General features: G+C 26.6%; 26 protein-coding genes and 1 pseudogene. 24 read left to right on the top strand and 3 right to left on the bottom strand.

Going from position 1 to position 25,702, the window contains the following annotated elements; all coding sequences use genetic code 11:
* Together fliD and fliT are read left to right on the top strand one after the other, a co-directional pair.
* A complete protein-coding gene (gene fliD, locus CLOACE_RS04980) occupies positions 1 to 1,932 on the top strand; it encodes a flagellar filament capping protein FliD (RefSeq protein ID WP_070109938.1) in 1,932 nt (643 codons plus the stop codon).
* A 43-nt stretch (positions 1,933 to 1,975) separates the two neighbouring features.
* Positions 1,976 to 2,317, top strand: coding sequence for a flagellar protein FliT (gene fliT, locus CLOACE_RS04975; RefSeq protein WP_070109937.1), 342 nt, complete (start codon positions 1,976 to 1,978; stop codon positions 2,315 to 2,317).
* Positions 2,318 to 2,728: 411 nt separating this feature from the next.
* Here the strand turns inward: fliT and CLOACE_RS04970 are convergent, their stop codons facing one another.
* A complete protein-coding gene (locus CLOACE_RS04970) occupies positions 2,729 to 3,124 on the bottom strand; it encodes a helix-turn-helix domain-containing protein (protein ID WP_070109936.1) in 396 nt (131 codons plus the stop codon).
* Positions 3,125 to 3,312: 188 nt separating this feature from the next.
* On the opposite strand from CLOACE_RS04970, the gene CLOACE_RS04965 reads away from it, so the two are divergent.
* The 8 genes from CLOACE_RS04965 (at position 3,313) to CLOACE_RS04930 (ending at position 10,008) form a co-directional block, all read left to right on the top strand.
* Entirely contained in the window at positions 3,313 to 3,888 is a 576-nt protein-coding gene (locus CLOACE_RS04965; RefSeq protein ID WP_070109935.1) for an RNA polymerase sigma factor, read from the top strand.
* Positions 3,889 to 3,914: 26 nt separating this feature from the next.
* Positions 3,915 to 4,472, top strand: coding sequence for a sigma-70 family RNA polymerase sigma factor (locus CLOACE_RS04960; protein ID WP_070109934.1), 558 nt, complete (start codon positions 3,915 to 3,917; stop codon positions 4,470 to 4,472).
* Between the two features lie 150 nt (positions 4,473 to 4,622).
* Entirely contained in the window at positions 4,623 to 4,844 is a 222-nt protein-coding gene (locus CLOACE_RS04955) for a DUF1659 domain-containing protein (RefSeq protein ID WP_070109933.1), read from the top strand.
* A 21-nt stretch (positions 4,845 to 4,865) separates the two neighbouring features.
* Positions 4,866 to 5,081 (top strand): DUF2922 domain-containing protein, encoded by a 216-nt coding sequence (locus tag CLOACE_RS04950; RefSeq protein ID WP_070109932.1) that lies wholly within the window; start codon positions 4,866 to 4,868, stop codon positions 5,079 to 5,081.
* A gap of 682 nt (positions 5,082 to 5,763) precedes the next feature.
* Entirely contained in the window at positions 5,764 to 6,126 is a 363-nt protein-coding gene (locus CLOACE_RS04945) for a four helix bundle protein (protein WP_070109931.1), read from the top strand.
* A gap of 215 nt (positions 6,127 to 6,341) precedes the next feature.
* Positions 6,342 to 8,021 (top strand): flagellin N-terminal helical domain-containing protein, encoded by a 1,680-nt coding sequence (locus CLOACE_RS12025; protein WP_070109930.1) that lies wholly within the window; start codon positions 6,342 to 6,344, stop codon positions 8,019 to 8,021.
* 468 nt (positions 8,022 to 8,489) lie between these two features.
* Positions 8,490 to 9,719, top strand: a complete 1,230-nt coding sequence (gene fliB, locus CLOACE_RS04935) for a flagellin lysine-N-methylase (RefSeq protein ID WP_070109929.1) — start codon at positions 8,490 to 8,492, stop codon at positions 9,717 to 9,719.
* Between the two features lie 46 nt (positions 9,720 to 9,765).
* The gene (locus CLOACE_RS04930; RefSeq protein ID WP_070109928.1) at positions 9,766 to 10,008 is read left to right on the top strand and encodes a hypothetical protein; all 243 of its coding nucleotides are present in this window, start codon (positions 9,766 to 9,768) and stop codon (positions 10,006 to 10,008) included.
* A gap of 45 nt (positions 10,009 to 10,053) precedes the next feature.
* Here the strand turns inward: CLOACE_RS04930 and CLOACE_RS04925 are convergent, their stop codons facing one another.
* Positions 10,054 to 10,899: a hypothetical protein gene (locus tag CLOACE_RS04925; RefSeq protein WP_070109927.1), complete on the bottom strand. Its 846-nt coding sequence runs from the start codon at positions 10,897 to 10,899 to the stop codon at positions 10,054 to 10,056.
* Positions 10,900 to 11,197: 298 nt separating this feature from the next.
* On the opposite strand from CLOACE_RS04925, the gene CLOACE_RS04920 reads away from it, so the two are divergent.
* From CLOACE_RS04920 to CLOACE_RS11910, 8 genes and pseudogenes are all read left to right on the top strand, one after another.
* Positions 11,198 to 11,377: a YjfB family protein gene (locus CLOACE_RS04920; RefSeq protein WP_070109926.1), complete on the top strand. Its 180-nt coding sequence runs from the start codon at positions 11,198 to 11,200 to the stop codon at positions 11,375 to 11,377.
* A gap of 2 nt (positions 11,378 to 11,379) precedes the next feature.
* Positions 11,380 to 11,619, top strand: coding sequence for a hypothetical protein (locus tag CLOACE_RS04915; protein WP_070109925.1), 240 nt, complete (start codon positions 11,380 to 11,382; stop codon positions 11,617 to 11,619).
* Positions 11,620 to 11,921: 302 nt separating this feature from the next.
* The gene (locus tag CLOACE_RS04910) at positions 11,922 to 12,284 is read left to right on the top strand and encodes a hypothetical protein (RefSeq protein WP_070109924.1); all 363 of its coding nucleotides are present in this window, start codon (positions 11,922 to 11,924) and stop codon (positions 12,282 to 12,284) included.
* 104 nt (positions 12,285 to 12,388) lie between these two features.
* On the top strand, positions 12,389 to 13,318 hold the full coding sequence (locus tag CLOACE_RS04905; protein WP_070109923.1) for a restriction endonuclease subunit S domain-containing protein: 930 nt from the start codon (positions 12,389 to 12,391) through the stop codon (positions 13,316 to 13,318).
* A gap of 23 nt (positions 13,319 to 13,341) precedes the next feature.
* Positions 13,342 to 13,596 (top strand): annotated as a pseudogene (locus tag CLOACE_RS04900) (flagellin N-terminal helical domain-containing protein); the annotation flags it as partial.
* 521 nt (positions 13,597 to 14,117) lie between these two features.
* Positions 14,118 to 14,273: a hypothetical protein gene (locus CLOACE_RS11750; RefSeq protein ID WP_175429434.1), complete on the top strand. Its 156-nt coding sequence runs from the start codon at positions 14,118 to 14,120 to the stop codon at positions 14,271 to 14,273.
* Between the two features lie 356 nt (positions 14,274 to 14,629).
* The gene (locus CLOACE_RS04895) at positions 14,630 to 14,890 is read left to right on the top strand and encodes a hypothetical protein (protein WP_070109921.1); all 261 of its coding nucleotides are present in this window, start codon (positions 14,630 to 14,632) and stop codon (positions 14,888 to 14,890) included.
* Between the two features lie 666 nt (positions 14,891 to 15,556).
* Positions 15,557 to 16,726 carry a DUF4351 domain-containing protein gene (locus CLOACE_RS11910; protein WP_070109920.1) on the top strand — a complete coding sequence of 390 codons (1,170 nt, stop codon included), beginning with the start codon at positions 15,557 to 15,559 and terminating at the stop codon, positions 16,724 to 16,726.
* Between the two features lie 73 nt (positions 16,727 to 16,799).
* Here CLOACE_RS11910 and CLOACE_RS04885 read toward each other — a convergent pair whose 3' ends face one another.
* Positions 16,800 to 17,723: a DUF4351 domain-containing protein gene (locus tag CLOACE_RS04885; protein ID WP_070109919.1), complete on the bottom strand. Its 924-nt coding sequence runs from the start codon at positions 17,721 to 17,723 to the stop codon at positions 16,800 to 16,802.
* A gap of 895 nt (positions 17,724 to 18,618) precedes the next feature.
* Here CLOACE_RS04885 and CLOACE_RS11905 point away from each other — a divergent pair.
* From CLOACE_RS11905 to CLOACE_RS04855, 6 genes are all read left to right on the top strand, one after another.
* Positions 18,619 to 19,800 (top strand): DUF4351 domain-containing protein, encoded by a 1,182-nt coding sequence (locus CLOACE_RS11905; RefSeq protein ID WP_070109918.1) that lies wholly within the window; start codon positions 18,619 to 18,621, stop codon positions 19,798 to 19,800.
* Positions 19,801 to 19,890: 90 nt separating this feature from the next.
* Complete coding sequence (locus tag CLOACE_RS04875) at positions 19,891 to 20,814, top strand: flagellin N-terminal helical domain-containing protein (protein ID WP_070109917.1); 924 nt, start codon at positions 19,891 to 19,893, stop codon at positions 20,812 to 20,814.
* 126 nt (positions 20,815 to 20,940) lie between these two features.
* Positions 20,941 to 22,641 carry a methyl-accepting chemotaxis protein gene (locus tag CLOACE_RS04870; RefSeq protein ID WP_070109916.1) on the top strand — a complete coding sequence of 567 codons (1,701 nt, stop codon included), beginning with the start codon at positions 20,941 to 20,943 and terminating at the stop codon, positions 22,639 to 22,641.
* A gap of 128 nt (positions 22,642 to 22,769) precedes the next feature.
* The gene (locus CLOACE_RS04865; RefSeq protein WP_070109915.1) at positions 22,770 to 23,933 is read left to right on the top strand and encodes an FxLYD domain-containing protein; all 1,164 of its coding nucleotides are present in this window, start codon (positions 22,770 to 22,772) and stop codon (positions 23,931 to 23,933) included.
* A gap of 76 nt (positions 23,934 to 24,009) precedes the next feature.
* Complete coding sequence (locus tag CLOACE_RS04860) at positions 24,010 to 25,128, top strand: S1C family serine protease (RefSeq protein WP_070109914.1); 1,119 nt, start codon at positions 24,010 to 24,012, stop codon at positions 25,126 to 25,128.
* 258 nt (positions 25,129 to 25,386) lie between these two features.
* Complete coding sequence (locus CLOACE_RS04855; protein WP_175429433.1) at positions 25,387 to 25,554, top strand: aspartyl-phosphate phosphatase Spo0E family protein; 168 nt, start codon at positions 25,387 to 25,389, stop codon at positions 25,552 to 25,554.
* Positions 25,555 to 25,702 lie beyond the last annotated feature (148 nt).

The following is a 25,702-nucleotide window of genomic DNA, read 5'->3' as shown; positions in this document are numbered from 1 at the left end:
ATGTCAGATTCAATTAGCGGATTAACTGGTGCCGGTGGCGGAGATATGATGAGAATAGTAGGTATGGCAACAGGACTTGACGTAGACTCCATGGTAAAAAAGATGCTTTTAGCAGAACAAGCAAAAATAGACCATGCAAAGCAAAAAAAGCAATCTATTGTTTGGAAACAAGAAATGTACAGAGATATTATAAAAGATGTAAAAGAATTACAAGACACCTATTTTAATGTTACAAGTAAAGACTGCATAACATCTGCAAAAAATTATTTTGACCATGATGTAACTAGCATAAATAGCACTGTAGCCACAGCTACAGCAGGAGAAGGTGTGTTAGAAGGAAATTATAATGTAAAAGTAGATAAATTAGCTAGAGTAGCTCAATTAAAAGGTAATTCTTTATTTATTCAAGGAGAAATAGCAAAAGATGCATCTGGGCAAATTGATATTAGTACTTGGAAAGGCAAAACCATAGAAATAAATGGACAAAGTATAAATATAGATAATTCAGAAAATATAAAAACAGTTAGTGATTTAATAAATAATATAAATGGACAAATATCTAACAATACAGAATTATCTGGTAAGTTAAGTGTATCTTATATAAAAGATGGAGATAATCATTATATAAAATTCAATAAATTAAGTAATGAAGTGTCAGTAAAAATAGATAATACAACAGTAACTGGTTTAAATACTGGAGAAATAAAAAGTATTAATAGCTTTACAAAACTTTCAGATGTAGGCTTAGATGTGGATACACTAAACTTTAAAATAAACTACAACGGAAAAGACTCAAAAGATATAATTTTAGGCAAAGACAAAACTATACAAGACTTAATAAATACGATAAACACAGATGAAAATTTAAAAGGTTCAGTAAAAGCTTCCTTTGATAATACTACAGGTAAAATAGTAATAAATTCTTCTAAAACTGGAAGCACAGAAAATATAAAAATAATAGGTGATGATAATTTACAAAAACTAGGATTAAATAACAATGCTTCAGCTCAAGGACAAGATGCTTTATTCAACATAACAAAACCTGATGGAAGTCAAATCACCATGACTGAAAGCAAAAATGACTTTACACTAAATGGAGTAAACTACAGCTTAAAAGGACAAGGAGAAACCAGCTTAAATGTAAAAAAAGACGTAGACAAAACCTTTGATAGAATAGTGAAATTTATGGACAAGTACAACTCCTTAATAGACAAAATAAATACAAAAGTAACAGAAAAGAAAGATTATAGCTACAAACCACTAACAGAATCTCAAAGAAAAGAAATGAAAGAAGATGAAATAAAATCTTGGGAAGAACAAGCAAAAAAAGGTGTTTTAAGAAATGATGACAACCTTCAAAATATGCTTCAATCCTTAAGAGCAACTTTCTTTGAAGCAGTAGAAGGAGCAGAAGCTAGTTTTGGACAATCTATAGGCATAGACACAGAAGGAAAATACTCAAAAGCAGGACAAATTAAATTTACAGATGGTACAGGAGCAAAATTCAAAGAAGCATTAAAAGAAAATCCAGAAGGAATAATGAAATTATTTACTCAAACTGGAAAATTAACAGAAGAAGAATCAAAATTACCAGAAACAAAGCAAAAAGAAATATTAAATAAAAAATCTGGTATATTCCAAAGAATGGACAGCATCATAAGAGACTATGTAGGCATACCAGGCACCACATTAAACTCAGCAATACTTACAAAATATGCTAACAAACAAGAAGACTACAGTCTCCATGGCTCCGGTGGTTCCAACACACTACCAGACCAAATATACAAACACGACAACAAAGTAAAAGAACTAAGCAAAAAAATGTTTAAAAAACAAGAACTTCTATACAAGAAATTTTCCAGATTAGAAGTAGCCATGAACAAATACAATGCCCAAGCAGGATGGCTAATGCAACAATTTGGAGGACAATAATATACAGGGAATATTTTAATATTTCCACAAAAGGTGGGATTTAATGAGTGAATTAGAAAAATTCTTATTGGAATTCAAAAAAATAACATTGGATATGGAAAAACTCATTGAAAAAGAAGACTTTGATTATTTAGATAAATTAATAGAAAAAAGACAAATCACTATAAATAATATAGAAAAATTAAAATATACAAAAGAAGAATTTAAAAATATATGTGAAAATCTAGACATATTATCAGAAGATAAAAAAATAAACAAACTGCTATCTGAAAAAAAAGAAGAAATAAAAAATCAAATGGCAGAAATAAACAAATCTCAACAAGCAAATAAGAAATATAATAAGCATTTGTATCAAAATAGTGGTGTGTTTAGTACTAAAATATAGGATCTTTTGGGAGTTAAGAGCTTTTGGGAGTTAAGAGCTTTTGGGAGTTAAGAGCTTTTGGGAGTTAAGAGTTGAGGGTGAAGAGTTAGGAGTTGTGGGGAATTTTTCTCCATTGCATTACGAAAAATTTTTGATTTTGGGGTAGAGTTTCGGTGAAGATTTTGTTTTTGCTGGAACTTTGCTTTTTTTTTGTTTGGATTGGGTTTTTTGGAGTTAAGAGCTTTTGGGAGTTAAGAGTTACAGTATCTATAGCATTATCGCAGTATATAGGATTTGCAAAACAAAATAATATAAAACTTCACCATATTTTCCCCCAATTCAAAGATTTCTTGAGGCACGAAAGAAATCCACCACAACTCTCCACTCTTAACTCTCAACTCTTAACTCCCAAAAGCTCTTAACTCCAAAAAACTACTCCCATCCCAAGAGCTTTTTTTCTAAAGCTTCAAAGTCGTAACTTCTTTGTGGAAAACTACAAAATACATTGCTTTTATTTTTTTTACTAAAATTCTTGTTTTTATTAACCACATTTTTATAAATACTTTTCTTGAAATACATAACTTTATAGTTATTAATTCCCCGTCTTCCTTTTTCTATTTCTATTAAGCCACATTCTCTTAATTCTTTTGTATATCTTTGTACAGTTCTTGTGCTTTTATCTAATTTTTTTGCTAAATACTTTTGGGAGGGAAAACAAATATTTTTTTCCCCAAAGCAATAGCTAGAAAGTATAAAATAAAGCTTAAAAGCTCCACTGCTAATTTTTTTATTTAATATTTTATTTTCCATTAATGTATATTTACTCATATAAAACACCCCATTTTTCCCCTTTATAGTATAGACAAATTAAGATTAAATAAAGTGACATAAATCCAAAAAAAATATGGAAAAAAATTTCATGGAAAAAATATATAAAATTTATAAAAATGTGTCACTTTTTCATTTTAAAGTTAGTCTATACTTATAGAAGAAAATAAATAGAAGAGGTGAATAATATGGGGAATTTCAATGGTGTAAACGTATTAGCGTTTTGCCGAAAAATTATGGAAGGAGACGATAGGGCTATAGAGGAGCTTATAGAGTTTTATCAAGGTTATATAAATTCAAAATGTCGTTATTTACAAAAATCAATAGAAATGTATAGTGAAGACATTAAACAAGAAATTAAAATAAAAATTGTATATGCTTGCTACCAATTCAGAGGAAAAACTTTAAAAGAATTTCACTCATTTATTTACAAATCTATAGACAATGCATTTAGAACATCTATAAATAAATACAAAAGGCACACAAAAAATATAATTCATATAAATGATGAATATACAGTAAAATATCAAAAAGAATACACTATAGAAAAATTTGCTCTGTATGAATACTATGTAGAGGAAGTGAAAAAAATATCAAAACCTTATTTATCAGAAAAAGAACAATTTTTACTAGACAAGCTTATAGAAGAAAAAACAATAAAAGAAATAGCAGAAGAAACAAAAGAAAAATACAATACTGTAATTAGAAGAAAAGCTAGGCTATTAAATAAGCTAATTAAAATATTAAAAAAACATAATTTTTAAATTCTGATTTTAAGGGGAGAGGTTGTATGGATAAAATTGTAAAATTAGCTAAAATGGGGAACAAAAGGGCTATAGAATTTTTAATTAAAAAATACGAATTATATATTTTTAAAGAAAGTAATAAAGTAAAACTTAGAGATTATTCTAAAGAAGATTTAATACAAATTGGAAAACTATCTGTTTTAAAAGCTATAAATAAATACAATTTAAATCAAGGCAGCAATTTTACAGCTTATGTAATACAATCTATTAAAAACAACTTCTACAACAAAATTAGGCGTGAAAGCAAAAATAGATTTGATATAAGCTTATATAAAGAAAATGCAGAAGGCAGTAAAATCATAGACACAATAGCATCTAATTTTAATTTAGAGCAATACATTATGAAAAGAGAACAAAAGGACAAGCTTAATAAAGCTTTAAGTAAATTGTCAAAGGAAGACAGAAAATTAATAAACTGGGTTTATTATGATGAGAAAAAGCTAACAGACTATGCTAAGATTAATAATTTAAGCTATAATTTTTGTGTGAAGAGGAAAAAGAAGATATTGCAGATTTTGAAAAAGCATATGTATTATAATTAAATATAGTAATAATATTAGGCAAAAATAAAGTTAAATACTATGTTGCAGCATTTAACTTTATTTTTGCCTAATATTATTTATACAGTAATTTTAGATTACTAGGCAACTTTTTTTATCACTGCATATATAAAGGTTGAGGGGGTTGATAATATGATTACCAGTTCAAAGCTACAAAATAGTATGATATTAGAATATGTAGCAGGAACAAATGACAAAGGAGAAAACATTATAAGAAGGCAAAAGTTCTCTAAATTAAAAATTGACTCAAAACCAGAGGATATTTACGCAGTGGCAATGGTATTAGAACCATTACTAGCCCATGACCTAGTAAACGTAAAACTTCAGGAAGACACTATGCTGGCAGAAGAATAAAAAAATTAAGGGGGAATTAAAATGGCTAAAAGTTTAGTTATGAGTTTTTTAAATGAGGATGGTAAAAAATCTAATGTAACTATTAACAATGCAAAAGGTGATGTAACTTCTGAGGAAGTAAAAGCAGCAATGAACTTAATAATAGAAAAGAATTTGTTTAATTCTAAAGGTGGAGACTTGGTTTCTTCAAAAGAAGCTTACATTTTAGACAGAGTTAAGACAGAAATAAAGCTGTAATATCCAAAAAAGAGCTGTTTTTCAGCAGCTCTTTTTGTGCTGCATAAAATTAGAGAGTTTATTTATTGGTTTTTAAAAACTTTAATTTTTTTTTGAATAAGTACTTGACAAATGTAAAAAAATGAATATAATTATATAATTTATATATTATATTAATATTTATTAAATTTGTAATTATTCTAGGCGACATATATGTCGCATCACTTAGGACATATATGTCGTGTCACTTGCGACAATAATGTCGTGTGGATAAGTTTAGAGGAAAAATGTGGATAAGCCTGTGGATAATGTGGAATTTTTTGGGGGTTAAGAGCTTTTAGGAGTTAAGAGTTGAGAGGGAAGAGTTGAGAGTTGTGGAGGTTTTTCTTCTCTTTGTTCAGAAAAACTGGGATTGATTTTTTTTGGGATGGGTGTAAAGTTAGTTTAGGAGTTTACGATTATTGGAGTGGATGAGTTAGGGATTTTTATTTTATTTTATTTGTTTAGGGAAATTTAGATTAGTTTTTGATGAAAAATTTTTGAAAAGGGTGTAAAGTTAGTTTAGGAGTTTACGATTATTGGAGTAGAGGTTTTAGGAGTTAAGAGTTGAGAGTTAAGAGTTGAGAGTTGTTGTGATGCTGAATAAATTCATAAGGTTAAGTCTAAGATTTTAGATAGATTATGAATTTAGGAGGTTGAAAATTTGAGAGAGAGTTTAGTTTATGATAAGGCATTTAAGTTTGCTGTAAAAATAGTTGATTTATACAAGTATTTGTGTAAATATAAAAAAGAGTTTACTCTCTCAAAGCAAATTTTAAAGTCAGGAACAAGTATAGGTGCAAATATTAAAGAAGGTCTTTATGCACAAAGTAAAAAGGATTTTTTATCAAAGTTTAGCATTGCACTTAAAGAATGCTCAGAAACTGAGTATTGGTTAGATTTATTAGGTGCAACTGAGTATATTAACAATAAAATTTTTAAAGAATTAAGCAAGGATTGCAGTGAAATCAATAAAATGCTAAGTTCTATAGTAAAAACTACAAAAGAAAGAATTAATTTAGTTTAGAGTTAAGAGAAATTTAGTTTAGAGTTAAGAGTTAAGAGTTAAGAGTAATTGAAGAAATTTTTTAACTTTGTTAAAAAATTTCAACCTATACTCTTCACTATTCACTCTAAATTCTTAACTAACAAAAAAAGTTAGTAAACCTTAGGGTTTAACTATAAATAAAAAACAATACTAGCACAAGGAAGTGCATGTAAAAATCAAGGAGGGAATTTATTATGATTATCAATCACAATATGAACGCAATGAACGCTCACAGAATGATGGGAATGAACATCAATGGAGCAGGAAAATCAATGGAAAAATTAAGCTCAGGTTTAAGAATAAACAGAGCTGGAGATGACGCTGCAGGATTAGCAATCTCCGAAAAAATGAGAGGACAAATCAGAGGTCTTGACCAAGCTTCAAGAAACGCTCAAGATGGTATCTCATTAATTCAAACAGCTGAAGGTGCTTTAAATGAAACTCACTCAATTCTTCAAAGAATGAGAGAATTATCAGTACAAGCAGCTAACGATACTAACAATACAGCTGATAGAGGACAAATCCAAAAGGAAATAAACCAATTGACTTCAGAAATAAACAGAATAGGTAACACAACTGAATTCAACACAATGAAACTTTTAAATGGCGATCATTCAGACAAGAGTGTTGCATCAACAGTAACTGTAGCAAAAGCTAAATCATATGGAGATATGTCAAGTGCTCCAAAGGCTGCATGGGATGCAGATGCTTATAAATTTAATATAACTTCTGATGGAACTGCAAATGGAGTTAAGTTTACAGGTGCAGATCCTGCAGGACTTGATTGGACTAAATTAAAAAATGATGCAGCTAACACACTAAAAATAACTGCAGATAAGACTAGTGGAACTTTTAAAATTGATGGAGAATTTGATGACGGTACAGCTAAATTGACAATAGATTCAGAACAAATGACTTTAAATGCAGCAGGAGATACTTACACATATGATAACCATGGAATTTCATTCCAAATAAAGAAAGATGAATTTGATAAAGCTGTTGATGGAAAAGGAGTTACATTAGACTTAGTTAAAGGTGCTGATGCTCCAGTAAATGTAACAACAGCTAATGTTGCAACTAAAAATGATTGGACAACAAATGATGCAGATGCTACAAAAGCATCTACTATGACTGGATTTGAAATTACAAGTTCTGATCAAAAACCAAATGGTCTTGCATCAGTTAATGTTAAATTAGATAAAGATAGTAAAACACTTTCAGTAACTTTAAGTGATAAAGATGGAAAACAATTAGTTAAAGAAGATATGGTTTTAGATGCTGTTAACAACAAAACAGTTAACTACGATAGTAATGGAGTTAAATTTACATTTAAGACTGATGATGCTGCAGAAGACTCAGAAATTACAATTAATTTAGAACAAGAAAATGTAAGTAAACTTCAAGATAGTTCATTAACATTCCAAGTAGGAGCTAATGAACATCAATCAATGGCTTTAAGTCTTTCAGATATGAGATCTGAAGCTCTTGGAATTTCATCAGCAAAAGGTGGAGAAGGATTTACAGCAGATAAAGTTGTAACTAATGGAACAGATAATGCTATGGCTGAATCATCTCTAGATGTTTCAGATGCTACAAAGGCTGCAAAGGCAGTAACAACAGTACAAGCAGCTATAGATAAAGTATCTGATGAAAGATCAAAACTTGGTGCTGTTCAAAATAGATTAGAACACACAATAAACAACTTAGGAACTTCATCAGAAAACTTACAAGCAGCAGAATCAAGAATTAGAGACGTAGACATGGCTAAAGAAATGATGACATTCAGCAAGAACAATATATTACAACAAGCAGCTCAAGCTATGTTGGCTCAAGCAAATAATCAACCTCAAGGAGTATTACAACTTCTTAGATAGGTTATTTGAAGGGTCCCTTAAAGGGTAACCTTTATTGAAAATCGGGTGAATTGCTGGAACTTCCTTAGAGATACTTACTCTACAACATAACTGGAAACGGTAAGTGTGATAGATTGAAAAGTTAAGTGTATTGGATAATCAGCAGCCGAGCTCCTGTACTGAAAAGTTGGAGAAGGTTCAACGACTAAGACGAACAGGCTAAACAATTAAGAATTGCAAGCTTATGAGGTCTGTAGGAATTTGAGGTTTTCCGAAGTACCCGACAACCAAGTTATTTGAAAAAAATTGGTTGAAGATATAGTCTGGCAGTTACTGAAAGGTAATTGATGATCCGCAAGCAAATCAACAACCTCAAGGAGTTCTTCAATTATTAAGATAGTAGCTTAATAATTAATACGAACTTTAGAATAGGAATTTAAAGAGTCAGAGATTTTTCTCTGGCTCTTTTTTAAAAGAAAGGTGTTGAATATGAAGTATTTAATAAAACAGCCTACATACTACAAGGAATTTAAATGTGATGGCGTAAATTGTGAAGATAGCTGTTGTATGGGATGGAATATATGGATAGATAAAAAACACTATGATAAACTTAGGAATTTAAAAAATAAAGAGCTTAAATATGAAATTAAAAATTCCATAAAAAGATATAAAAAAGAAGATAAAAGTTTTGATCATTATGCAGAAATGCAAATAAATAAATTAGGACAATGTCCTTTTTTAACAAAGGATAAATTATGTAATATTCAATTAAATTGTAGTGAAGATATGTTACCTAATGTATGCAGGATTTATCCGAGAGAAGTAAATCTTGTAAATAAAGATATTGAGAGAAGTATTTCTGTATCTTGCCCTATTGCTGCAGAAATGATTTTATTTGATAAAGATGGAATTAAATTTGAGGAAGTTTACGGAGAAAATGAATTTAAAAATATTTTTAACGGTATATATAATATTTATAATGAAAATAATTATTTAGAGGATTTAAGAACTTTTTCAATACAAATTATGAAAAGCAGAGATTATGAAATATGGGAAAGACTTATTATATTGGGTATGTTTATTGAAAGAATAGATAAGTTAATAGCAGATAAGAATTTTTATGAAATAAGAAATGTTATTGAAGTATTTACAAATTTAATAGTTAGTGGAGCTATGAAAGATGTTTTACAAGATATGCCTACAAATATAGATGTTCAAATAAAGCTTTTAAAAGAGATACTAGATGAAAGATTTCTATTATCAAGCAACATTGATAATAAGGATAGATATATGCAGAGTTTCATGGAAGCTATAAATGCTTTGGGATATGATGAAGAGTATACATTTGAAAGAGTTAAATTAAATTATAATAAGTTTTTTGAAGAATATATGAAAAATTATTTAATAGAAAAAGATTATGTTTTTGAAAATCTTATTGTAAATCATATATTTAAAAAAGTATTTCCTTTTGAAGGTGATAAAACACCTTGGAGTAATTATGTAATGATTATATTACATTATTCTTTAATTAAAATGCTTTTAACAGGGCTTATGGCATATCATAAAGAAAATTTTAATGATAAAATTACATTAAAATTAATACAATCTTTTGAAAGAAATTTTGAACATAATTCTCTATTTAAGGAGCATATATATAATCTTATTACTAAAAATAATTTTGATACTATGGCATATATGGCTATATTAATTAAGAATTAAATTTTTATTTTATATAAAAATATTTATTTTTAAGAGAGATGATTAAATGGATGAATATAATAAGTCAGTATATAAAAAACAAATTTTAAATGAGCTTCAAGAGGAATTAGATTGGGTGAAATATAGAATAAACATGCTAAATATAATTGAAAAAAAGTTATGTGAAATAAGGAGTTTAGCTCAAATTTCTACAAAGGAAATTTCACAAGAAGAAAGATTACAAGTTAGTAAAAAAATAAAAATATTACAAATGCATATTAAGGCTTTAAATGAGGAAAGTAGATATTAAAAAAGCTACCTCAAAAGTGCGATAAGTGGCAATAAATATTTTGCATTAGTGAGGTAGTTTTCCCTCTTTCCTCAACCTTCTTATTTTATCTACTACACCATAATAAGTTTTACCAATTATTTTTGCTATTTCTTTGTCTTTAACTCCTTTTAATTTTAATGATATTATCAAATTTTCTTCTTCTTTTGTATAATTTTTATTTTTCACATGCAAAGGAGAAATTACTATTTTTTCTTCAATATTTTCTTTTAACAATTCATTGTATTTATTATTCATTCTTTCTTCTACTTCTATTTTATATTTCATGCATTTTATGTTTTCTACATAAGGTTTTACTATATTAATAAATTTCATAATTTCATTTCTTTTATTTAATTCTAATAAATATTTAGTTCCATAGGGACTTTCTTTTAGTTTAAATTTTATATTAAATATATTTTTTATATGTTCTATAAGTAGCATATTTTCTTCTTTTGTAAAGTTTAGTGTGTATATAGCTATTCTAGGGAATAAGTATATTTTATTTGATTTTTTAGATGAGTCTATTACTAAGCTTCCATCATCCATATATAAACAAGCTAATCCTATAGGGTGATTTAACATTTTTATATTTTCTTTTGTTAGTGATTTTCTATTATTTATGTAAAATTTATTATAAAGTTTTGTGAAAATAGGGTGAGAAGGAGATACAAGAGAAGGGTATTTTTCATTTTCTCTTATTTTGAATTTTAGATTTTTAAGTTTATTGCATTTCCACATTCTATAAGGAAGTTGATAAAAAGCTCCATGTTCTCTGTAATGGGCATTTTTACTTCTTCCATATAGAGCTAAGTTTCCATCGCCTAGTATGCTTCCTATCAGTATGTTTTGTTCTATTGTAGTTATTTTCATTTATAATTGCTCCTTTGGGTTTTATTTTTTGCTAAGGAAAGGTTTTTTATTCATTTTTATTTTTTGCTGTACTACAGGGGAGTAAAATTTGGAAATAAATTATGCAATGTTTATTGGTGTATTATTTTTGATAAGTATATACTATAAATGAAATACATAGAAAAGTTTTAAAATATATTAATTAATGCAATGTATATTTTATATAAATTAAATAAAAAGTTCATTTATACGAATATATATATTAAGAGTATTAAAATTAAATGTTTTATTAATAAAATCTAAAAAAGGGGGTAATATCATGGATATAGCAGGTTTATCAATAGCAATGAACCAATCAAAAGTTCAACAAGATGCTAGCCTAGCATTAATGAAAATGGCAATGAATACAGGAAAGGAAACAGCTGCTCAGATGACAGAAATGATAGAGGAATGTTGTGTTAATCCTAACGTTGGACAACATTTAGATGTTAGAGCATAGATATGAATGAAAGAGAAGAATTAAAGGAAGAGCTCCTATGGATAAGGTATAGACAAAATATGCTGGATATAATAGAAAATAAGTTGCTAGAAATGAGAGAATTAGCAGAAATAGCTAAGAAATATGATCTTACTAAAGAAGAATTAGAAGTATTAAATGATAGGATAAATAACTTAAGGATGCAGGTGAAAGCGTTAGATAGTGAAAGTAGAAAAATGGAATACGGAAAAATATTTGAATAAGCATCAATAGCTGTTGATGCTTATTTTACATTTAAAATCATCCCAGGGGTGTAAAATTTGGAAATAAATTATCGAATGTTTGTTCGTATATTATTTTTTGCTAAGGATATACTATAAATGAAATACATAGCACAATTTTAAAATGTATTAATTAATACAATAAAAGGAAGATGTAAAAAGTACCTTTTATACACGCAAAATATCTATTATAATGTAAATTGATAAGGGTATACAAAATAAGTGATGTTATACATGATTTAAATAATAAATATAGTAAGTAAAAAATAGGAGGAACAACTTGAATGGAGAATAAATTATTAGATTTAGGATTTGACGTTGCAGGAAATAATTATGTTTTTACTTCACCTAAAGGTTATGAAATAATTATTTGTTTTACTGAATCTAAATATATTATAGATTATGGTAAAAATATAAAAGTTCGGCATAAATCTACTTCTAATTTGACAAAACCAGAAAATTGGGTTGTATTAGAATGTGTAATAAGATTATTAAATAAAGGATATAGTCCTTCTGCTATTGAATTAGAAAAGACTTGGCTATTGGGACATGATGAAAGTGGTAGAGTTGATATTTTATTAAAAGATATTTTGGGAAAAACATATGCACTTATAGAATGTAAAACATGGGGAAGTGAATATAATTAGAGGATACAGAACAAGATATACAACATTATAAATTAATTTTTAATAACGAAACATATTTTAAAGAAAAAAAATCAATTATAGAGGTTCATGATGATATATTTAGAATGTTAATTTTTATTTTAAATAATAATAAAAAGACTGTTATATCTTATTCTGGGGATAAAAATAGTGAACAACAGCATTACTTAGGTTATAGATTTTCGAAAGGCAAAAGGAAAGAAGGTATACATTTATTGTTGGATGATGGAAATATTCAAACTATGATGTATGATCCTTTAAACTATGAAAATGAAGATAAAGTAAGTACATATATACGTGCTAATTTTCAAGGACAAAGTCTGAATATTTCTGACAAATTAAAAGGAAAAATAAAATATATTAATACAAGTGAATTAATTAATAAAGATTTTACTTTTAATAATCCATCACAATTTTTTATGATTGATAATAAAGATATTGTTTGTTCCTATAGTAAATATGGAGATTTTATAGATGAAGTTAAGTCTGAAGATATATCTTTTGGAGAGTTGATAGATAAAGATATTTTACAGGTTATTACAGGGTTAGTGTATTCTAAAACAGATGAAGTTCCATATACTACTTCAAAGGCTATTTTAACTGCAACTAATATAAGTTTAGAAAAACATGCTTTAGTATATCCAAAACAAAGATATTTGAAAGATAGTGTTAGTATTTCAGAAGATTTAAAACCTAAAAAAGGAGACATTATTATTTCTATTGCAAGTGGAAGTATGAAGCATCTTGGAAAAGTAGCATATGTAGAAGAAAACATTGATAAATATATAGGTGGGTTTTTATCTATAATTAGATCAAATGATATAGAATATAGTAAAATTATTTTATATAATTTGTTATCTAAAAGATTTAGAACTTTTATATCTAGATTAAAAGACCAAAATATTAATAATTTATCAACTGGTCAATTAAGAAAATTTAAAATCAAAATTCCTAAAGATATTGATGAATTTAATAATTTATGCATTGAAAAAGAAACAAATAATAATGTAATTTAGTAATTTTAATTTTTAAAATTTAAATAAGAATAAATAGAGCAGGAGATGATGCAGCAGGTCTTGCTATATTTGAAAAAATGAGATCACAAATTAGAGGGCTTGACCAAGTCTCAAGAAATGCTCAAGATGGTATTTCATTAATTCAAACTGCAGAAGGAGCTTTAAATGAAACTCATTCTATGATTCAAAGAATGAGGGAATTATCTATACAAGCAGCTCAATCAATGCTTGCGCAGGCAAATGGACAACCTCAGGGAGTATTACAATTGTTGAGGTAGGGGAGTTTAGTATAAAAGATGTGCTACATATATGTGTAGTACATCTTTTTTTATAATTCTAATATTGAATATAATTATGAAAATTATTTAAAATGTATTAAGGAGCTTATAGATAAAACTAAAAAATTATACAAAAGATTTAAATATGAAGAAAAAAAGAAATATAATAATCCTAAAGGTGAATTGGATATTATGATAGATGGTCTTAAAAACACTCCTTTTATTGTATTCAAACAAAAGATGGAAGAGTTTCTTTATATAATACAATTAATGCTATTTCTTGGCATGGATTTTATTACAATAAAGATGGGGAAATAGTACTTCCTATAATAAACTTTAAGAATTTAAAAGATGCAAAGCAGAGAAAAGTTTTTACTCCTAGACATACAGGAACTATAAATGGAGAGTTTTTACCATTACCTATTAAATGTAATAATGACTTCAAACTTATTTCAACTACTATAGAAAATCACGATATAATAATAAGATTAATCTATACTGATAGAACAAACGAACCTGATTTGTGTAATACTTATAGTATATTATTTCATGATCCAAATGATGCTATAGAAATGATTTTAAGTAGATTATTTGGTTATGATGATGGTAATGGAAAAATTATTTTAGAATCACTAAAAGATATACATATAAAGGAATCGAAAAAAATAATGAAATAGTGATGATTAATTAATATAAAATATTACCGTATATTGAAGTTTATAAAAGATATGATATGTAAAAGGAAAGATTTTAGGTATAAAGAGAAGTATAGTTTTTATGTTATTTATTTCTTGTTTTACAAAGTTTGGCATATTATTTTAGATATAAATAAAAAATTTATATATACGAATATATGCATTAAGATGATTATTTTTTAAAAAATGAATTTAAAAATGACTATAGCAGAGAAAGAGATAAGTTTAATGGTATTAGCTGTTTAGAAAAATTAATTAAAATCATAGTTAATACATACGTTGATTTAAAAGAATACTTTGAAAGTGTAAAACTTAAAGATATTTTTATTGAGTATTATATGGAAGGAATAGTATTATATAATCAAGTTAGAGAGAAGTATATTCAATATGAAAGTGATATTTATAAAATAGATATCCCTCATCAAAGTCAAACTAAAGCATTAACATATAATTTATCTAAAGGATATACAGGATTTAAATCTGATAAAATAGCATTAGACCTTGTCGAAGATGCATTTAATTTATTTTTACAAAATGCAAATAATTTTATAAATAATTATATATATATTAATGATAATATAATACAAAAAACAGCTTAATATAGCCTTAAATCAGATTTGCAATTTTATATTATTTACATTTAAAAATGCATGTGGTTTAATAAAGAACAAGTCATCTGCTTGATTTGGAAAATAGTAAAGGAAAAGAATCCTACTAGTATTCAAATTTAGGGTTTTATACTAGAAGTATGTATAAAATTAAAAAATGATAAAAATATTTTAGAATATATAGATAAAGCTTATGATGATGGTAAAATAAACATAGAGGATTACAATGAGATGATATAATGATGAAGAATATATATAATATAAAAATAAAATTTTATATTATTAACTTTTAATGTAATGAAGATTTTTATTATAAGAATGTATTTTATGTTGTTTTATTAATGTTAATAGCAATAATAGAAGTTGCAATTTTGAATTTTATATTATTTACATTTAAATATAATATTTTATTGTATTGAATAATTTTCAGTAAAAGTACGATAAAATATATTTAGAAATTGAGATGAAAATAATAATGATAATATGACGAAATGAAGTATAGAATTTTGCATAATAAATATGAAGTAATAAAAAAAGAAGTTATGGAATGAATTGAATAATAGGTTTTTTATGGAATAATATTGAACATATATTCGCATATTATATTTTACCAAGGGCATACTATAAATGAAATACATAGCAGAGGAGATGCTTTATTTGGAAAATATTAAAAGAAAAGAATCTTACTATTATTCAAATTTAGGCTTTTATCCTATTTGTGGTGAAGTAGAAAATAAAGATTCTTATGTGAAAGAGGAAGAAAGTACATATATCCAAATGGATAAAATAATGAAAAGGCTATTTTCCCTTCAAAATAAAGTGCCACTAATTGATTTTCTAAATGCAGTATATAAGGATGATATAAGCTATAATGCTAAGGTGACTTATGGTGATAAAGAGATAACTTCTTTAAATAAAGATAAAGTTAAATTTGTAAGTTTTTATGCAGATATGTATGTAAGAGTGGAAGATGATAATAGAATATTAGAATACGAAATAGAGTTTCAGACAGTTTATGATAATAGCATGGCTATTAGAATGTTTAGATATGGTTTTGAAAGAGCTGCTAAACTTTTAGATTTTAAAGATAGTAGAAACACTATAGAAATAACTTTACCAGAACCTTATCTTATAGTAATGGAGGAAGATAAAAGAACACCAGATGAAATAAATCTTAAGCTTATTATTCCTAAAGGCGAAAATATTTTGTATAAAGTAAATGTACTTAAGTATTGGAATTATGATTTGGAGAAACTTTATAGAGAAAATATGTATCTTTTATATCCTCTCCAAATATTTAAATTACGAAAATCTATGCAAAATATAAATAAATCGAATAAACCATTGCATTACAAAGAAAATAAAATGAGAGCAGTATATATAAAATTAAAAAAAGTAATAAAAAATACTTTAGAATATATAGATAAAGCTTATAATGATGGTAAAATAAATATAGAAGATTACAATGAAATGACTATAATAATGGAGAATATAAATTCTTATTTTTTAGATATGTATGGAAAGTATGAAAATATAGATGAGGAGGTAAGGGATATGGTTAAGAGTTTTTATGATCCTAAGGTAGAAGAAAGAGGTATTCAAAAGGGAATGGAAAAAGGAATAGAGAAGGGAATAGAAAAAGCAAGAGAAGAATCTAGGCAAAAAGATGTAGGCAGAGTATTAAAATTACTTAATAAAAAAGTTGGAAGTTTAGATGATAGATATATTGAAAAAATAAAAAAATTAGATAGTGATAAATTAAATAAAATATTAGAAGAAATATTAGATATAGAAGGAATGGAAGATGTAGATAAGTATTTAGCTTAAGAAAGTTTTTGACAGACTTAAAAATATAGATAGTTTTGTGTAAAAACAAAGCTATCTATATTTTGTATTGTTTTTATCTTAAATATTTAAATACATCTTCAAGTTTTTTAAAATCAAGTATTTCATCGACTATAATTTCTAATATTGTAGTATCTGAATTTTCTATTTTTATTTTTACTTCATCAGGTAAAACACCAAATTTTTTAGTAAGCAATTTTATAGAAGTCCTTATTAATTCTTGTTTTCTTCCTTCTTGCATACCTTGTTGTAACCCTTTTTCCATGCCTTTTTTCATGCCTTTTTCCATGCCTTTTTCTATGCTTTCTTGTATTATCATTTTTCCAATTTCAGTCATAGAGAAGACCTCCTTAAATTTTTTCTTGCTTTTAGCATCACCAAATTTTTCAAGAAATGCGTAAAGCAACGTTATGCATTGTAATTTAGTGGTGTTTTCTTTCATGTGTTCTGCTAACTCTATGCTTTTTATTGTTCTTGTAGATTTATCTTCTTTACCTTTCATAAGAGGAATAAAAGTTAAACTTAAAATTTCTTTTTTAGTTAATTCATCCCCTTTAGCTATCTTCATTTTTAAATCATTATATGCAGCATCTCCATCTAAGCTACTCATATAGAAGGCATCTATTTCATATTTTAAACAACCTGCATCTACTTTAGTTTTACTTTTTTTTATGTCAGATGAATATACTACTAGGGTGTTAACTTTTTTACCATATTTATAGAAAAGAGAAGCATCATAAAACAAAAATCTGTTTATATCTTCTTCTTTATTGGTGGTTTGAAATTCAAAATGAAGATAGTTACCATCTTCAGTGTAAAAGGTATAATCTGTAAAACTAGTTTTTATATCAATAGTTTTAAGTTCTGTATTAGCAGGAGCTATAATTTTAGTTTTAAGATTGAAGAAATCTACAGCAGTTTGCTTAAAAATATCCATAGCGTTCTTCATTATAGAATCTTCTATTTTTTTTAAATCCATAAAAGTCTCCTTTAATTTAAATAATATAAAATTTTATATTATTTAAATTATATCATAGAAAAATAAAATTTTATATTGTTTTAATTTAGGAAACTATAACTTGGGGAAATGTGAAAGTATAAAAAGATTTGAATGAGCGTAAATGGCTAAATAGATAGCTAAGAATGGACTTGTTTTAAAATCTAAAAATTCGATTCTAGAGAAGCTGATTGAAAATCAGCTTCTATTCGATTTTAAAATATAAATATGAGGATTTTGTATTATTTACATTTAGAAATGCATATGGTTTAATAAAGAACAAGTCATCTGCTTGATTTGGAAAATAATAAAGGAAAAGAATCCTACTAGTATTTAAATTTAGGGTTTTATACTAGAAGTATGTATAAAATTAAAAAATGATAAAAATATTTTAGAATATATAGATAAAGCTTATGATGATGGTAAAATAAACATAGAGGATTACAATGAGATGATATAATGATGAAGAATATATATAATATAAAAATAAAATTTTATATTATTAACTTTTAATGTAATGAAGATTTTTATTATAAGAATGTATTTTATCTTGTTTTATTAATGTTAATAGCAATAATAGAAGTTGCAATTTTGAATTTTATATTATTTACATTTAAATATAATATTTTATTGTATTGAATAATTTTCAGTAAAAGTACGATAAAATATATTTAGAAATTGAGATGAAAATAATAATGATAATATGACGAAATGAAGTATAGAATTTTGCATAATAAATATGAAGTAATAAAAAAAGAAGTTATGGAATGAATTGAATAATAGGTTTTTTATGGAATAATATTGAACATATATTCGCATATTATATTTTACCAAGGGCATACTATAAATGAAATACATAGCAGAGGAGATGCTTTATTTGGAAAATATTAAAGGAAAAGAATCTTACTATTATTCAAATTTAGGCTTTTATCCTATTTGTGGTGAAGTAGAAAATAAAGATTCTTATGTGAAAGAGGAAGAAAGTACATATATCCAAATGGATAAAATAATGAAAAGGCTATTTTCTCTTCAAAATAAAGTGCCACTAATTGATTTTCTAAATGCAGTGTATAAGGATGATATAAGTTATAATGCTAAGGTGACTTATGGTGATAAAGAGATAACTTCTTTAAATAAAGATAAAGTTAAATTTGTAAGTTTTTATGCAGATATGTATGTAAGAGTGGAAGATGATAATAGAATATTAGAATACGAAATAGAGTTTCAGACAGTTTATGATAATAGCATGGCTATTAGAATGTTTAGATATGGTTTTGAAAGAGCTGCTAAACTTTTAGATTTTAAAGATAGTAGAAACACTATAGAAATAACTTTACCAGAACCTTATCTTATAGTAATGGAGGAAGATAAAAAAACACCAGATGAAATAAATCTTAAGCTTATTATTCCTAAAGGCGAAAATATTTTGTATAAAGTAAATGTACTTAAGTATTGGAATTATGATTTGGAGAAACTTTATAGAGAAAATATGTATCTTTTATATCCTCTCCAAATATTTAAATTACGAAAATCTATGCAAAATATAAATAAATCGAATAAACCATTGCATTACAAAGAAGAGAAAATGAGGGCAGTATATATAAAATTAAAAAAAGTAATAAAAAATACTTTAGAATATATAGATAAAGCTTATAATGATGGTAAAATAAATATAGAAGATTACAATGAAATGACTATAATAATGGAGAATATAAATTCTTATTTTTTAGATATGTATGGAAAGTATGAAAATATAGATGAGGAGGTAAGGTATATGGTTAAGAGTTTTTATGATCCTAAGGTAGAAGAAAGAGGTATTCAAAAGGGAATGGAAAAAGGAATAGAGAAGGGAATAGAAAAAGGAATAGAAGAAGCAAGAAAAGAAGCTAGGCAAAAGGATATAATTAGGGTGTTAAAATTACTTAATAAAAAAGTTGGGAATTTAGATGATAGATATATTGAGAAAATAAAAAAATTAGATAGTGACAAATTAAATACAATATTAGAAGAAATATTAGATATAGAAGGAATGGAAGATGTAGATAAGTATTTAGATTAAGAAACCCCAGGGGTCAATAAATGGAAAAGAAAATAAAGATTATAATAATAGTAAAGCTGTATATTAAAAAAATAATGCGAGGGAATTATTATGATAATAAACCACAATATCAATGCCATGATTGCCTACAGGTATATGAATATAAATTTATTTAAAGCGGGAAGAGCTATGGAAAGATTAAGTTCTGGGTTAAGAATAAACAGAGCAGCAGATGATGCAGCAGGACTTGCTATTTCAGAAAAAATGCGAGGGCAAATAAGAGGACTTCAGCAAGCTTCAAGAAATGCTCAAGATGGAATATCTTTAATACAAACAGCTGAAGGGGCTTTAGATGAAACCCATTCCATACTTCAAAGAATGAGAGAATTAGCAGTGCAAGCAGCTAATGGTACTTATACCGATGAAGATAGATTAAAAATTCAAAAAGAGATTAATCAACTTACACGGGAAATAAATAGAATAGGAAATGATACAGAATTTAACACTAAAAAGCTTTTATGTTCAGAAAAGGATGATTTTGGAGTTAATCTTCAAGTAGGTGCAAATAGTGGACAAACAATAAAAGTAGTGTTAAAAGATATGAGAGCTTCGGCACTTAATATAAGTGGATCAGCAGATGGAGATGTTACATCAAAAGATGGAAAAGTTCATGCTAAGTTTACAAAAGCCACTGATAATGGCGTAACTAATGGAAACAACACAGGGTATGCTTTGGATGTTTCCACTCATGAAAATGCCTCCGCAGCAATAAAAATATTTGATGATGCCATTGGAGATGTGTCTAGTTTTAGAGCTTCTTTAGGAGCTTACCAAAATAGATTGGAACACACAATAAATAACTTGGACAACATGGCAGAAAACTTAAGTGCTGCTGAAAGTAGAATAAGGGATGCAGATATGGCTAAGGAAATGATGGAATATGCTAGATACAGCATACTTGCTCAAGTGGCACAAGCAATGTTTGCTCAGGCAAAGAGTCAACCTAATATGATACTTGAATTATTAAAAATTTGACCTCAGGGGTGTAGAATATGGAAAATAAAGTATTTTCCATATTTTACACCCCTGGGGTACACTATAAAGTAAATAAAAATAAATACGATATTAAAAATACAAATTTTATAAGGAGGATAATAAAAAATGTTAAAAAAACTAAAAAATTTAAAAATCACATACTCTATAGTAGCTATTTGGGCTATAGCTATTATAAGTACATTGATTTTGGGCACAATAGGGTATATGAGCATTAAAAGTATAAACAGCAATATTGAAAAAATGTATGATGAAGAACTTACTCAAATAGAAATACTAGGAGATATAAATGGAGAAATGGGGGTTATGAGAAATGCCCTTACCAAAGTTATTGACAGAGAACATGATGAAAAAAATATAAATATAATAAAACAAAGTGATAAAATTATTAAAGAAAATTTAGCTTATTTAGAAAAAGTAAATACTGATGAGGGCGAAAAAGCAGCATTTCAAAAATTAGAAGAAAATTATCGAAAATATATGGAAATGAGTAAAGAAGTAATAGAAAAAAGAGCAAAATCTCAAACCTTCGATAAAAAATTTATTGATGAATATAGTGATTTAGGAACAGAAATTTCTCAGGGCATTAATAATTTAGTAAATATTAATAAAAAATCAGCTAAAGAGCTTAGTGATATTTCAAAAAATAAATATGTGCAAAGTAAAAGAATGTTTTTAATAATTTTGATAGTATTGATTGCGGTAGTTTCTATATTATCTTTATCTATGTTATCTGTAATAAAAAATTCTATAAAAGACTTTTTAAATTTACTAAAAACTATTTCATCTGGGGACTTTTCACTTGAAATAGACAAAAATAACAAAAACGAATTTGGAGTTATGAAAAGGGAATTAGCTTTAACGATAGAGGCTATAGCGGATATTTTAAATTCTATAAAAGAAAAAATGAATAAAATAAATGAAAATTCTCTTTCACTATCTTCAGTTTCAGAAGAAATGACATCTACTTCTCAAGAAGTAAGCAATGCTATTACTGGTGTGGCTCAGGGGTCTTCTTCTCAGGCTAATGAATTAATTGAAATTATAAATATATTAAATGTGTTTGGACAAGCTATAGATAATATAGTAATATCTGTAAAAGATGTAGATAAAAATGCAAATAACGTAAATGATAAAGCGAAAAATAGCAATAAACAATTGGAGTATTTAATGAAATCCTCCAATGAAATTCAGCAATCTTTTAAGGATGTCTGTACGAAAATATCTAATTTAGGGCAAAGTATTAAAAAAATTAACGAAATAACAAATCTTATAAACAGCATAGCAGAGCAAACCAATTTATTAGCACTAAATGCCGCCATTGAAGCAGCTAGAGCAGGAGAAGCAGGAAAAGGTTTTGCAGTAGTTGCAGATGAAATTAGAAAATTAGCAGAGCAAAGCAAGGATTCCTCAGGAGAAATAAGTAAAATGGTGAATTTAATTTCTTCAGAAACAGAAGAAGTTGTATCAAAAACTAATATTGTTGGTAATGAATTTTCTAATCAACAGCAGATAATTGACAGTTCTATAGATGCATTTAAAGAAATTATTAACAATATAGAAAATATACTTCCTTTAATTGCCAAAGTTAATAAAGAAGTAAATAATATAGACAATCAGAAAAACGAAATTATAGGAAAAGTAGAGTCCACATCTGCAGTATCAGAAGAAAATTCAGCTTCTGCAGAAGAAATATCTGCCTCTTCACAAGAAATGAATGCTTCCTCCGAAGAAGTAGCCAACAGTGCATCTATGCTATCTACCATATCTTCCGAAACATTAGAAGAAGTAAATAGATTCAAATTGTAAAAAAATGGACTCCAGGGGTGCAAAAAATGCACCTCTGGGGTTCAAAAAAATGCAATTGCATAAAAATCACTTGAATTGTATAATTAAAGTAAAAACATAACAATAATTCAAATAGGAGGTATAAGTAAGTGTTTTGTGAAAATTGCGGTAGTAAAGTTTTAGAAGAAGATAAGTTTTGTCCTAATTGCGGTGCTAAATTAGAAAAATATGAAGAAAAAAATAAAAATATTTCAGATAAGCAGGAAAATAATTTTAAAAATAAATTTTGGTTTAAGCCAGTAGTGGCAACAGTGTTTTCTGTGGTTTTAGTTTTAGGGACATATGGTTACGAAGTTTATGTAGATAATGCTGTAGAAAATATGAGAATTAAAGCAGAAAATCAAGCTTTAAAGGGAAATATTAATGAAGCTTATAATTTAGTTAATAAAGCTTTATCCAAAAGACCTAATAATACAGCTTTAAAGCAGGATATAAAATTTTTAACTCAGGGTAAGAAAGTGGATAATTATATTGGAAAGTTGCCAAATTTAATTAAAAATCATAAATATGATGAGGCACTAGGGGAGCTGGACAAAGCCAGTGAGAAAATAAGTGAGGGTTCTGGAAAGTTTTATGATTTTTTAGATAATGTTATAAAAGATAAAAAAGCAGGAATTACTGTGTTACAAATTAAAGAGGATATGAATAACAAAAATTCTATAGAAGAATTAGTAGCACTTTTAATGAAAATATCTTCTTATGATGTGAAAGAAGCTAAGGATACAGAAAAAATTTTAAAGTCTAGGATAAGTTCTTTAGCTTACAACAAAGCCAATGAATATTTAAAAAATAATAATTTTAATGAAGCAATAAACATTATAGATAAGGCACTTCAATACAATAGCAGTGATAAAAAGCTTATTTCTTTCAAAGAAAATATAAATAAGCAAAAGGAAAAGTTTGAAAAATCAGAAAGCGAAAGAATAGAAAAAGCTATGGAAGCTGCAGCTATACAGGATAAAAATAATAAAACTAATGCAGTAAAGGTTTTAAGTACTAATTGTAATGTAAATGAGTATGGAGATTTTGTTGTAAGTGGACAAGTAAAAAATATTGCTTCCAAGGCTATAGGATTTATAGCAGTTTATTTTACAATATATGACAGCAAAAACAATGTTTTAGGAAGAGATTCTACTTATGTTTATCCAGATGCTTTATATCCTAATGAACAGGGGGAATTTTCCTCTGTACAGTATGGCATTTACTCTGGTCATCATATTGGCATAGATAAAATAACTTGGTATTTAAATTAAATAGTATAAATTAAGAGTAAAAATCTAATAGAAAATATATAAAATAATTAGGTATTTTAATTAAGAGGTGATTTGTTTGGATAAAAAAACCAATATTATATCCATTGTATTATCGATTTTTATAGTTATTGTGGCAGTAATGCTTTCTTGTGTAATAAGAAATAACATGAAGAAAAAAATTATGGTAAAAACATCTATGTTAGGAAGCTTTGAAAAAGAAACTTCTAAGGAATTAAAAGATATTATTTATGAAAACCAAAAATTGGTAGTATGTATAGAGGTAGAAACTTCAGAAGGTAAATTTATAGGTTCTGGATTTTTATATAATGACAAAGGTGACATTGTAACCAATGCTCATGTGGTACAGGAAAATTCTTCAGTAAAGGTAAAAATGTCTGATACCACTACATATTCAGGAGTAGTTATAGGAAAAAGTAACACTACAGATGTAGCTTTAATTAGAGTAGAAAAGTTAAAAGGCAAAAAACCTATGCGAGTGGACAAGAGTAAAAAATATGAAATTGGAGATGAAATTATAGCTCTTGGAAGCCCTTTAGGACTACAAAACTCAGCTACTACAGGCATAATAAGTGGAGTAGACAGAGATTTTAACATAGAAAATTATCAATACAAAGGCATGTATCAAATATCTGCACCTATATCTGAAGGAAATAGTGGCGGACCTCTTATAGATAGAAAAACTGGACAGGTTATTGGAATAAATTCTGCCAAATTAGGAGAAGAAACCATAGGATTTAGTATCCCCATACATAAAGTAGTGGAATTACTTGATAACTGGTCAAATAATCCTTCAGTAACCCCAGAAGACACCCCTACAGAAAACTTTAATGAAAGTTTAATAAAAGAAGATGGGGAGTATTTAGTAGATTATTTTTATCATACCATAGCTTCAAAAGATTTTGTAGAAGCATACTCAATGCTGTCATCTAATTGGCAAAACAAAATGCCCTACGAAACTTTTTCAAAAGGATATGACAACACTCTATCTGTAAAAATAGACAGCATGACTTCAAGAAAAATTACTAACAATCAAGTGGAAGTAATAGCTATAATTGAAGCCACCGAAAGAATAAATGGCAACAACAAATTAAACAAATACAAAACCACATACAAAGTAGGAATTGAAGAAAATCAACTTAAAATACTAGAAGGTCAAGCAAAAGTACTAAACTAACTGTAAAAAAATGGACTCCAGGGGTGCATTTTTATATTAATTATGATATAATTATAATTAATATGTTAAAACCCTTTTTTTTATTAAAAAAATCAATATTAATTTTTAAATTTAGACCTTATATGATATAAGGTCTACTTTTTTTGTTTTATAATGTTAAAAATTAGTGTTGTTTGATATTTATTGTTAAAACATTGAAAATTAAGTAAATTTAATATATAATACATTTACCATATATTATATAATGGGGGTATTAAATTGAGTAAAGAAGATATTGAAAATTTAAGAAAAACTTTAAATGAAATAAGTGTTACTCTTTTAGAAGATGAATGTAATATAAATAAAGAAGAAATTTTAAAATTAAGTAAAAATATGGATGATTTAATTGTGGATTATATGAAAAACAGTAAAAACAAAGGGGGATAGTTTTAAACCAATGGCTTAGTAGCTAAATAAAAAATAATTTATAATAGTGTAATAAAAAATCTCTAATAAATTTCTGATAAATATGGTAGCAAAGCAATTTGTAAATAAAATCATTTTATTTACAAATTGCTTTGCTACCATATTTATC

Origin of the sequence: Clostridium acetireducens DSM 10703 (genome assembly GCF_001758365.1) — a bacterium.
GTDB lineage: Bacteria > Bacillota > Clostridia > Clostridiales > Clostridiaceae > Clostridium_C > Clostridium_C acetireducens.
This window is presented reverse-complemented; position numbering and strand designations above follow the sequence as displayed.